Genomic DNA, 11,763 nt, shown 5'->3' on the forward strand with positions numbered 1-11,763 from the left:
ACGCCCGATTATCGATTATCTTTTGATTTTCCTTTGAACAAATGAATATGCTCTAGTGCTTTCCCTGTTCCGATCGCCACACAGTCAAGCGGGTCTTCAGCAATAATGACTGGCATTTTCGTTTCATCACTAATGACTTTGTCAAGGTTACGCAGCAATGCACCACCGCCTGTTAAAACGATTCCGCGGTCCATAATATCCGCAGCAAGCTCAGGAGGGGTTTTTTCAAGTGTCATTTTCACTGCATCGACAATTGTTTCCACCGTATCACGAAGCGCTTTTGCGATCTCTTCTGCCGTAATAGAAATCGTTTTTGGCAGACCCGTTAAAAGGTCACGTCCACGAATGTCCATCTCATCATGTACGTCAGACTGCGCAGAACCGATTTCCATTTTAATCGCTTCTGACGTACGATCACCGATCATCAGGTTATACGTTTTACGGATGTAGCTGCTGATCGCATCGTCCATTTCATCTCCTGCAACGCGGATCGATTGTGATGTCACAATGCCGCCAAGTGAAATAATCGCTACCTCTGTTGTACCGCCGCCAATGTCCACAACCATACTTCCTGTTGGCTCCCATACAGGCAGGTTAGCACCGATTGCCGCAGCAAATGGCTCTTCAATAGGGTATGCATCACGTGCACCAGCTTGTCTTGTTGCATCAATGACCGCACGCTCTTCTACAGCTGTAATACCAGATGGTACACATACCATCACGTAAGGTTTACGAGCAAAAAGCCCTTTGCCTTTTAATGCTTGATTAATGTAATATTTCATCATTGTTGCTGTCGTTTCGTAATCTGCAATGACTCCGTCTTTCATTGGGCGCAGTGCCACAACATTTCCAGGTGTACGGCCAATCATGTTTCTAGCATCATTTCCGACTGCCACTATAGACTTCGTATCAGTTTCCAAGGCTACGACCGAAGGTTCTCTCACAACAATGCCTTTTCCTTTAATAAAAACAAGCGTATTCGCTGTTCCAAGATCTATTCCAAGGTCTTTTGTACCAATTCCAAACATATGTATGTATCTTCCTTTCTTAAACCAAAATTCCCTTTAGGGAAAAACTCATAAACTCTATTATATCGTAAAACATTGAAAAAAAAAGTGTTACAAATACCCTTTTTCCTTCAAACTCACAAATTTTTGATCACCTATGACAAGATGATCAAGCAGCTGTATTCCAATCAGCTTTCCACATTCAAATAGTCTCTGTGTGACTTCAATATCTTCCCTGCTTGGCGTAGGATCTCCAGATGGATGGTTGTGCACACATATAAATGAAGCAGCCGAACGTTTAAAGGCCTCTTTGAAAATTTCACGCGGGTGAACGATGGATGAGTTCAAACTTCCAATAAACACGGTATGTTTATGAAGAACCTGATTTTTTGTATTCAGATATAAACAAACGAAATTTTCCTGTGTCAAAAATCTCATATCTTCCATCACAAAGTTTGCGCCGTCCTCTGGTGTGCGGATCACATAGCGGTTGTCCGTCGTTTGATGGTGTAATCTAGTGCCGAGCTCTAAAGCAGCTAAAAGAGAGACCGCCTTCGCCTTGCCAACTCCTCGAATCTTCGACATTTCTTCAATTGAGGCTTCTCTTAAAGAGCGAAGACCGCCAAAAGTTTGCAGAAGTCTTGCGGAAATTTGGAGAACTGATTCCTTTTTTGTGCCTGTCCTTAAAATAATGGCAACAAGGTCATGGTTTGACATACTGCCGGGACCATATTTAATCAATCGTTCTCTCGGCTTTTCATTTTGAGGAAAATGCTTTAACAGCATAGGGAAATCGTTCATGATGCCCACTCCTTTTAGAATTCCTTCCTGTCATCAAAAAGGGGTGATTCCAAATGTTTCGAGCACTCTAACTGTTTTGGCAATAGGGAGACCTACAACGGAAAAATAATCACCGTCTATTTTTTGAACAAATAGGGCGCCTTTTCCTTGAATGCCATAGCTTCCTGCTTTATCAAGCGGTTCTCCTGTTTGAATATAACGGTCGATTTCATTTTGTGTAAGGGTCCAAAATGTCACTTCTGTCTGTTCATAAAATGTTTCTTTTCTATTCTCTGACTGAATCGTGACACCCGTCAAGACTTGATGTGTCTTTCCTGACAATAATTGAAGCATTGATGCCGCTTCTTCCTTGTCTTTTGGTTTCCCAAGACATTTGCCCTCAATTGCAACAATCGTATCTGCACCAAGGATCACAGCTTCGGGATGTAATGTGTGAATATCATTTGCTTTTTGTTCTGCCAACCATTGGACGTTCTCTGCAGGTGAAAGGTTTCGATTTATTTCTTCTTTTAATTGACTTGCTTGAATATCATAAGAAAACCCTGCTAGATCAAGCAATTCTTTTCTTCTAGGTGATTGAGATGCGAGAATCAATCGGTTCATGTTTGTTCATCCTTTCAGGGTTTAGCCTAAGAAGTAAGATACCCATTCATCCTATCAAATGTACATCTTACCGACAATTTACGAAAATCCAATTTTCATGTTCCTTCATCATTATGTTGGATGCAAAAGAAAAAAACTAGTCATTTTTTGACTAGTTTGGTTTCTTAAAAAATGATTTTACGTATTTAATTGATCAAGCAGTGCTTGCTGAGATTTCCATCCATTTTCAGCTGTAGGTTCATTTAGCAGCTGCACCGCTTTCAGCAAACTGCTTTTAGCTGGTGCGTCCATTGTTTTGGCACTTTCAAGCTCAGAGATCAGCTGGGTGACATCTTTTTGATCCACATCATCTCCTGCAATCACTTTAGAGGATAATACAGATGCCTTTTCTATTAAACTAATCAGCTCATCTGGCACTTGAAACGAGAGCTCCTTACCGCCCCACGCCTCAAAGTGCTGATCAATCAGCTTCTTCCCAACAGCACTTGTCATGCCCTGTTCGGTTGCAAGCCCTGCAATGACATAATAGCCATCATCCATTGAGACCTTTTTCCCCGCATACCCTGCTTCTTTTAAACTGCCAACTAATTCATCTGCTCCTTTTTCAGAAGAAAACTTTCCAGCCTGTACGACAAAGGTTGAAAAATGGCCAGAGGCACTTTTTTCATCTTTGTTCTCCTTTGATTCATCAGTAGTACCCGCTGACGACGTATCCCCGCCCGCTTTCATCGACGTTTCGTTCCCAGATGCTGAAACACTGATATCTCCACCAGATGGATTCGTTGGTGTACCATCCTTGCTTAAACTAAGCGCAAACACACCAAGGCCTGTCCCAAGAACCACTGCAAAAACTATCGTTGTCATCACTCTCTTGAAGGGGCCCCGGTTTTTACCGAATTTCTGATCAAAGGAGCCTTTTTTCTTTTGATAAGGCGTGACGACCTTTGGATCAGAATGATAAATATGATCGGCTGCATCATCCCACTGAAAATCTTCTTCTTTCGGTTTAGACGAATCCTCCTGAGAAGCCGCTGTCTCCTGTTCCGACTGCCTTTTCTCCTCCCAATTCGAAAACGTCACTTGATCCTCCTGCTGTTTTAGCGGCTTGTGATCATCTTCATGGAGCATTTCTTCTTTGCCATTAATATTGACCTTTAACCCTTGTTTTTTTGACTGCCTTTTTTTCACTGTCATTCCCCGCTTTCTGACATTGTTTGTAAGAAAGACCTTTTTGTCCAATGAATCAGTGCGAATGTAACCCGTCCTTCTTTCTGTTTCACACTTTAACATAGCGATTAAAAAAAAGAACAAGACTTTTGTCGGCACGGAAAAAAAGTGTTCGCCAATTTTTTCATCCGGTCGATCCAGCGAATGGGAGCATGACTTGAGCTCCGAAAAGATACAGCCAAAAGGATAAAGAGATTGCAGGAACAAAAGGAAATGGCTCATCTAACCGAAAGGAAAAAACCTTTGCATGGACCAATCCAGTAATACATGAGAGGAAAAGAATGAGAAGGAATGGCTTGAAGCCAAAGCAAAATGCCAGCACAGCAAACAGCTTCATATCAGCTCCGCCCATGCTATTTGGCTTGAAACGTTCTAAACTATAGAACATAAGAAAGCAAAAAAGAAGCGAAGCCGCTCCTTCCCACCAAATAAGAAGTGGGTCAATCGTGCGGTATATGACGAAAAGAGGAAAAAAGAAGAGAAACAGCTCGTTTGGCACCCTCATATAAAGAAGATCGCTCACGACAGCAATCACGAATAAACTACAAAGAATCACAAGAAAAAGACTTTCAAATGAAACACCAGCGATTCTATAGATGAGCAAAAAAAGACTGCCTGACAGCAGTTCAACCATTGGATAAAGGAAAGACAGCCGAATGCCGCAATGTTTACAATTCCCCTTCAGTATGGCATATGAAAGCAGCGGAATCATCTCGAGGAGGGAAAGAGGCTGTTTACATGCTATGCAGTGAGAACGTGGAAAAAGTATGGACCGCTGCACTGGCAGCCTTTCGCCCACAAGGTGAAAGAACGATCCCATCGTGATGCCTGCAAGAAACACAAAAATACCCATCATATATCGCAGCTCCTTCTGAGAATAAGATAGACGGATTTTACCATGAGCGATATTCATTGAGCACATAGCGAAAATATGATTTCGCCTCTCTTCTACACTTGAAAAGAAAAAAACGCAAAAGGCATTAAAGCCATTTGCGTCTTTTTCTTACCCGATCATACGATTTCGTATATCTGAAATAAAATAAAGGGAGCCGGTCACAAGGATTACTGCTGAAGGATCATCACTTTTTTTCTGAATCCATTCTAGCACTTCATGAGGATCATCATCATATGACTTCGCTTCTAACTGACTGCATGCATATAGCTTTTCTGCTGATTCAGCTCTTGGAAAATCAAATGAAACAAAATGGATAGAAGAACTAATAGCTTCAAGTTTTTGAATCATTTGTTTGTACGGCTTATCTTTTAAAGCACTAAAACATACATGCACCTGTTTACTAGAAAAATGAGCCTGTACGGTTTCAATTAAACGGTCGATCCCTTCTTCATTATGAGCACCGTCTAAATAAACTGGTGGATGATCTTTGACCTTTTCAAATCTTCCAGCCCACACTGCCTGCCGAATGCCTTCATACATTTGCTCTTCTGTCACGCTTATATGGCCTTCATGCTCCAGCCATTCAATGAGTAAAACAGCAAGGGAAGCATTTTGCCTTTGATGCGTTCCAATCAACCCCGTTTCAAGCTGTCGATACTGCCTTTTTGATGTGCGTAACGTGAACCGTTCACCTGTTTCGGTTGGCTGCTGCTCATCAAAAATGCAAGTATCATATAATGAGATACATTCAGCATTCTTTTCTTTTGCTGTGTTTTGAATAACCGCTAGAGCTTCCGGCTGGTGAACTGCCGTGATCATCGGAATCCCCTCTTTGATAATGCCCGCTTTTTCAGCGGCAATCTGTTCAAGTGTATCACCTAGAATAGCCATATGATCATGACCAATCGACGTAATCGCTGTTAAGATCGGCACTGCAATATTTGTAGAATCAAGCCTTCCGCCAAGTCCTGTTTCCAATAGGACAAAGTCTACTTGGTGCACATGAGCAAAATAAGCAAATGCACACGCTGTTATGATTTCAAATTCTGTTGCTGCACCAAGCTCTGTTTGATCTAATTCATCAACAAAGGGCTTAATCTCATTCACCAAACTCAGCCATTCTTTATCCTCTATAGGCGTTCCGTTCACGCTGATTCTTTCATTGAACGTTAATATAAACGGAGAGGTGAAGGTTCCGACTGAATAGCCGGCTGCCTGTAAAACAGAACGCGTAAACGCAATGGTTGATCCTTTACCATTAGTACCTGCAACATGTACTGCTTTTATGTTTTGTTCCGGATTTCCTAATCTGTTCATCAGCCATTTCATTCGTTCAAGACCCGGCTTTACGCCAAAGGCCAGTCTGCTGTGAATCCACTCAATGGCTTCATGATAGGTTGTAAACAATGTCATCTCTCATTTCATAGGAAATTTTCAAAAAAGACGACTCCCTTTCATTAGGAGCCGTCTTTTCAACCTTATGCTTTCAGCTCTTCAATACGCTTTTGAACAGCTTCGCGTTTTGCGACATAATCACGTTCTTTCGCACGCTCTTCTTCTACGACACTTTCAGGTGCTTTTTTCATAAAGCCTTCGTTGCCAAGCTTTTTCTGTACTCGTTCTACTTCTTTTGTCAGCTTATCAAGCTCTTTTTGCAGACGGGCAATTTCTTCATCTAAGTTGATTAAACCTTCAAGCGGCAAAATGAGTTCTGCTCCAGAAATGACAGCTGTCATCGCTTTATCACTAGCTGGGACAGCTGTGCCGATTTCAAGAACACTTGGGTTTGTGAAGCGCTCAATATATGAACGATTTTTCTCTAAACGTTCCTGCACGTCAGCTGTAGAAGCTTTAATATAAAGTTCAACTTGTTTGCTCATTGGCGTGTTCACTTCACTACGAATGTTACGAACAGAGCGAATGAGTTCAACAAGTAGCTTCATATCAGCAGAAGCTTGCTCGTTTGAAAGCTCCGGCTTCACTACAGGCCATGCCGCAACAGTAATAGATTCGCCTTCATGCGGTAGATGCTGCCAGATTTCTTCTGTTAAGAACGGCATAAACGGATGAAGAAGTCTCATCGTTTGATCTAATACATACGCAAGGATCGAACGAGTGGTTTTCTTCGCTGCTTCATCTTCTCCATAAAGCGGAAGCTTCGCCATTTCAATATACCAATCACAGAAATCATCCCAAATGAAGTTGTATAAATGTCTGCCCACTTCACCGAATTCATACTTATCAGCAAGCTGTGTGACACTTTCAATTGTTTCATTTAAACGAGTTAAAATCCATTGGTCAGCAACTGATTTTTCTCCTGTCAAATCAAGCTCATCATACGTTAAGCCATCCATATTCATTAGAGCAAAACGCGAAGCGTTCCAAATTTTGTTCGCAAAGTTCCAAGTGGATTCAACCTTTTCAAAGCTAAAGCGAAGATCCTGACCTGGTGAGCTTCCAGTCGCTAAGAAATATCTTAATGAATCCGCTCCGTATTTATCGATGACCTCCATTGGATCAATTCCGTTGCCAAGCGACTTACTCATTTTACGTCCTTGTTCGTCACGGATGAGCCCATGAATGAGGACATCTTTGAACGGTTTTTCTCCTGTGAATTCAAGACCTTGGAAGATCATTCGGGATACCCAGAAGAAAATGATATCATAGCCTGTTACAAGTAGATTTGTTGGATAGTAGCGCTTGAAGTCTTCACTGTCTGCATCCGGCCAGCCCATTGTAGAGAAAGGCCAAAGCGCTGAACTAAACCATGTATCAAGCACATCGTTGTCCTGCTCCCAGTTCTCAATATCTTCTGGTGCTTCAAGCCCAACGTAAACTTCTTTCGTTTCTTTATGATACCAAGCCGGGATACGGTGTCCCCACCATAGCTGACGAGAAATACACCAGTCACGGATATTTTCCATCCAATGTAAATATGTTTTTTCAAATCGGTCTGGAACAAATTGAACTTGGTCGTCCCCTTTTTGCAGGTGAATGGCTTCGTCTGCCAGCGGCTGCATTTTCACAAACCATTGTGTAGATAAATAAGGTTCAACGACAGCTCCGCTGCGCTCACTATGACCAACTGAATGCATATGATCCTCAATTTTGAACAAAATACCTTCCTCTTGTAAATCCTTCACAAGCTGCTTGCGACATTCGAAGCGGTCCATTCCCTTGTATTGCAGTGCATTTTCATTCATTGTGCCATCTTCATTCATGACAAGAATACGCTCTAGCTCATGACGGTTTCCTAGCTCAAAGTCATTCGGGTCATGAGCAGGTGTAATTTTCACAGCTCCTGAACCAAACTCCATATCGACATAGTCATCACCAACGATTGGGATCTCGCGGCCTGTAATTGGTAAAACCACTGTTTTTCCGATCAAATGCTGATAGCGTTCGTCTTCAGGGTGGACGGCAACAGCTGTATCACCTAGCATCGTTTCAGGTCTTGTCGTCGCAATTTCAATTGAACCTGTTCCATCTGAAAGCGGATATCTCAAGTGATAAAACGCACCTTGAACATCCTTATAAATCACTTCAATATCAGAAAGTGCCGTTTTCGTCGCCGGATCCCAGTTAATGATGTACTCGCCGCGATAAATAAGCCCTTTTTCATACAATTGGACAAACACTTGTCGAACGGCTTTATTTAGACCTTCATCTAGTGTAAAACGTTCACGAGAGTAATCGAGGCCAAGACCCATTTTCGCCCACTGGCTGCGAATAAAGTCCGCATATTCTTCTTTCCACTTCCACGTTTCTTCCACGAACTTCTCCCGGCCAAGGTCATAACGGCTTACGCCTTCCTCGCGGAGCTTTGCCTCTACTTTTGCTTGAGTGGCAATACCAGCATGGTCCATACCTGGAAGCCAAAGAACGTCATAGCCCTGCATCCGTTTCATACGTGTCACGATGTCTTGAAGGGTTGAATCCCATGCATGCCCAAGATGCAGTTTTCCTGTCACGTTTGGTGGAGGAATGACGACTGTATATGGATCTTTCGTTTTGTCATTTTGTGCTTCGAAGAATTTTCCTTCAAGCCAGTACGTATAGCGGTCTTTTTCAATCGCATTTGGATCGTACTTTGTTGGCATTTCCTGATTATTTGTTCCCATTTGTGTAACCTCCACATTTTATCGGCTGATGAAACATAAAAAAAGCCTTTCCATCCTTATAAAAGGACGAAAAAGCTTTTTCGCGGTACCACCTTTTTTCATGAGACACATACACGTGTCCCATACACTCTAAAGGATAACGGGGTTCTCCCGAATTTCTCTACTTGTTCATTCAAGAAATTAAGCTCACAGGCGACCTTCCAAACAAGTACATCCTAGGAAACCTTTCAGCTCTTGGCTTCCCTCTCTTTAGGGTCTTGCTTGTACTCTTCCTGATCCACGCTTACGATATATCACGTTCATCAGCACATACTCATCTTTTATTAATATTACTAAATGCCTTTTGTTTTCGTCAATCATCTTTTCCGCTTTTCTTCTTCTTTATACAAATTGGGCAGGCACCCTTTGCCTTTTTGCCCATATGATAATAACAAAATGAAGAAGGAGGGCGTTTGACTTGAAGAAGATTAATCCTTATACACTCCCCCCCTGGCTGAGACAAATACGGGCAGTTGCCTCCCAAGTCGTTCTCCCGATTGCTATCTTTCAAGGGTTTCGTACGATTATTTTCCCCACGACATTCGACGTCCTCATTCTAGGTATTCTGATTTTTCTCGCCTGTGCCTTTCATCTTGATTGGTTTTAACACACATGCTTATGTACGGAGTATAAAGTCAACGCAACATAACCTCGTCATTCTGCGGATGACGAGGCACTTTGTTCTTCTTCAAGCCGTCTAGCCTGCTCAATCTCGTGAATCTTCATGACGGTCGGCTCTGAATTTTTCATCTGCCAATACGCTCTTAACAGCTGCTGACAGCTTTCCATTTCATCCTGTCCGCCTGCTTCATAAGCTTTTACAGTATCAAACAAACCTTGCGGATAAGCAAGGTAACTTAGGAACAAGTGCAGTTCTTCCTCTCGAAGAGGATTTCCTTTTTGATACGTATAAAATAAAGAAGTGCATTCAGGACAAGACGTGGGATAGGTTTTGAATGTACGAAAGTAAAAGGTCAGAAGATCATAAATGGGAGCGGCTTTTTTAGACCGCTCAAAATTGGTGAAATGTCCTGTCCCTACATCATTATACAAAAAGTGATGGATCGACAGCTGCCCATGATTTAGCACAACACGTGTTGTCTCTTGGTCTTTCATTTCTTCATGCCAATCCTCTAAACGTTCAAGCGCAAACTCACTGGCAGACATCGCCTCTGAAAAATACATAGCCGCGGCCAGCTCAAATGGCGACATATACCACGTTTGTTCTGCCCGCTCTATAAATCGTTCATACATGTCTTTCTCAGTTTCCCATTTGGTCTTGATTTGTGAGTAGTGCGCTTCTATTTCTTGCTCTGTAATATCCATCATGACTTCAGTCCGCTTATGAAGTCTAGCAATCTCTTGAAATAAATATTCATGCTTATCGTCCTGCTCTTCTCTCTTTTCATTCGTCAGCCACGGCATAAGATAATATGCAAACTGGCTTTCCCGATGACTTGAGAAAAAGGAACCGCTCTTCGTCCGATAAATCGGTACAAAGGAGCGATACCCCTTTGATTCTAGCTCAAGCATTTGCTCTGTAAATTGCATATGCCTGTTCGCTTTGACTTGCTTTAGGGCAAATACACCCTGCTTTGTATAGACCTTGACGACAGCAGGACTGACAGGTTCAATGTATTCAGCCTCAAGTCCGTATTCGTATAAGACAGATTGGATTTCATCCACGTTCACTCACCACATTTTCTCGGTCAGTCATCGCTTGCTATGCATTGCTTTTTTGATATTCAGGTATATAAAGAATCTGCCCTTCCTCAAGCTCCGTATCAATCGATAATGAGTTCGTGCGAAGAAGCTGCTGCACATTCAACTGATATCTCTCACAAATACGATCGACCGTATCTTCTTGCTGCACTATACATATTTTCATGCGAGAAAAATCTTCCTCCTCCTGCTTAGCGAACAGCTTTGTTAAATAAAGAGAGTTCTCACTGCCAGACGTTTCTCTCACGTCTTCTTCAGGCTCTTCTTCTTGAGCTGACTCATATATTTTAGGTGCTTCCCGTTCATATAACCGCCCGAGCTGATATTCGTCCTCCTGCACCTCTTGCTCAGTCTCTGGCTCTACTTGATAAGCAGGTGATTCAAATGCCGGATACGACTGTACCGTTTCTTCCTGCTCTTCGGTAGCTTCCGGATCTTTTCTCACTTCCACTTCAAAGAACGTATCATCCCGCTCCTCTTCTTCTAAGAGCTTAGGCGGTTCAAAAAATGGCGGTTCCTGCACCTGAGCTTCAGGAAAGGATCGATAACCAAGCGTCACTGCTTCTTCATGGTTATCCGTTTCTTCCAGCTCTTCTGGTTCGTCTTCCTCCACTTCTTCCCTGCTCACCAGCTCTATATCAATTTCTTCTTCCTCTTCTTCCAGTTCCTCGTGTTCTTCTTGCTCGGCGCGCATGTCGTGTTGTAATACAGGCTGTTCCTGATCATTCTCATGCTCATCACTTTGTAGCTCTTCTTGCTCCTCATGTTCCGGCAGCGCCTCATATTCATAGGTCACATCGCCATATTCCTCTACAGGACGATGGACAAATTCATACGGCTCCTCTACAGGCGCTTGAGGCTGTTCCTCGTTTAACAAACCCTCAATTGCTAGATCAGCCTGAATGGTGAGCAAACGATTCTCTGTCAGCTGGTAATCAAACGCATCAATAAACACAAACACATCATTTAAATGACTAATTTTGTTCTTCGGGATGGTGATATCGACCGGAAATTGATGCAGAAGCTCCGCCGTTCCGTCTTCTCTTACCTTTACCTCATCAGCTTCCCTGTATGATGGATAGGAACTCAATTCACCCAATAGCTCCTCTTGATTTATGTTGTATTCTCCTGTTAGCTCGAGTGAACCTCTAATGGAAACATAATCATTCACTTCTTGAACGAGAATGTCAGGATCGAGAGAAATTGACAGCAGCTCACTGACTTCCTGTCCGCTTTTGAAATAAATGGATTCTTCTACCGAAAACTGTAATCGATTGTTTTGAGACAAGTCGGTGTCCTCCTTTCATCTAATCCTTAAAAAATAAAATTAGATGTCAATACAGTTGTA

Annotated in this window: 10 protein-coding genes and 1 other annotated feature; of the genes, 1 reads left to right on the plus strand and 9 read right to left on the minus strand. The window is 42.4% G+C overall.

Annotated features, from left to right (window positions below):
- Nucleotides 1–8: 8 nt before the first annotated feature.
- The 7 genes from AKG37_RS03050 to AKG37_RS03080 all read right to left on the minus strand — a co-directional run bounded on the left by AKG37_RS03050 (nt 9) and on the right by AKG37_RS03080 (nt 8,654).
- Nucleotides 9–1,028, minus strand: coding sequence for a rod shape-determining protein (locus tag AKG37_RS03050; RefSeq protein ID WP_060697509.1), 1,020 nt, complete (start codon nt 1,026–1,028; stop codon nt 9–11).
- 90 nt (nt 1,029–1,118) lie between these two features.
- Complete coding sequence (gene radC, locus AKG37_RS03055) at nt 1,119–1,793, minus strand: RadC family protein (protein WP_060697758.1); 675 nt, start codon at nt 1,791–1,793, stop codon at nt 1,119–1,121.
- A gap of 48 nt (nt 1,794–1,841) precedes the next feature.
- Nucleotides 1,842–2,411 carry a Maf family protein gene (locus AKG37_RS03060; protein WP_060697510.1) on the minus strand — a complete coding sequence of 190 codons (570 nt, stop codon included), beginning with the start codon at nt 2,409–2,411 and terminating at the stop codon, nt 1,842–1,844.
- 177 nt (nt 2,412–2,588) lie between these two features.
- Complete coding sequence (locus tag AKG37_RS03065) at nt 2,589–3,605, minus strand: SPOR domain-containing protein (RefSeq protein WP_237697581.1); 1,017 nt, start codon at nt 3,603–3,605, stop codon at nt 2,589–2,591.
- Between the two features lie 157 nt (nt 3,606–3,762).
- Nucleotides 3,763–4,494, minus strand: coding sequence for a prepilin peptidase (locus tag AKG37_RS03070; protein WP_060697511.1), 732 nt, complete (start codon nt 4,492–4,494; stop codon nt 3,763–3,765).
- A gap of 147 nt (nt 4,495–4,641) precedes the next feature.
- On the minus strand, nt 4,642–5,946 hold the full coding sequence (locus tag AKG37_RS03075; RefSeq protein ID WP_060697512.1) for a bifunctional folylpolyglutamate synthase/dihydrofolate synthase: 1,305 nt from the start codon (nt 5,944–5,946) through the stop codon (nt 4,642–4,644).
- 65 nt (nt 5,947–6,011) lie between these two features.
- On the minus strand, nt 6,012–8,654 hold the full coding sequence (locus AKG37_RS03080) for a valine--tRNA ligase (protein ID WP_060697513.1): 2,643 nt from the start codon (nt 8,652–8,654) through the stop codon (nt 6,012–6,014).
- A gap of 59 nt (nt 8,655–8,713) precedes the next feature.
- Nucleotides 8,714–8,943 (minus strand) — a binding site (T-box leader).
- A 168-nt stretch (nt 8,944–9,111) separates the two neighbouring features.
- Here AKG37_RS03080 and AKG37_RS03085 point away from each other — a divergent pair.
- A complete protein-coding gene (locus tag AKG37_RS03085; RefSeq protein ID WP_003216497.1) occupies nt 9,112–9,300 on the plus strand; it encodes a hypothetical protein in 189 nt (62 codons plus the stop codon).
- A gap of 47 nt (nt 9,301–9,347) precedes the next feature.
- Here AKG37_RS03085 and ysxE read toward each other — a convergent pair whose 3' ends face one another.
- Both ysxE and AKG37_RS03095 read right to left on the minus strand, forming a co-directional pair.
- Nucleotides 9,348–10,379, minus strand: a complete 1,032-nt coding sequence (gene ysxE, locus AKG37_RS03090) for a spore coat protein YsxE (RefSeq protein ID WP_060697514.1) — start codon at nt 10,377–10,379, stop codon at nt 9,348–9,350.
- A gap of 37 nt (nt 10,380–10,416) precedes the next feature.
- Nucleotides 10,417–11,703 (minus strand): LysM peptidoglycan-binding domain-containing protein, encoded by a 1,287-nt coding sequence (locus tag AKG37_RS03095; protein WP_060697515.1) that lies wholly within the window; start codon nt 11,701–11,703, stop codon nt 10,417–10,419.
- Nucleotides 11,704–11,763 lie beyond the last annotated feature (60 nt).

Source organism: Bacillus australimaris (assembly GCF_001307105.1).
Classification (GTDB): Bacteria; Bacillota; Bacilli; order Bacillales; family Bacillaceae; genus Bacillus; species Bacillus australimaris.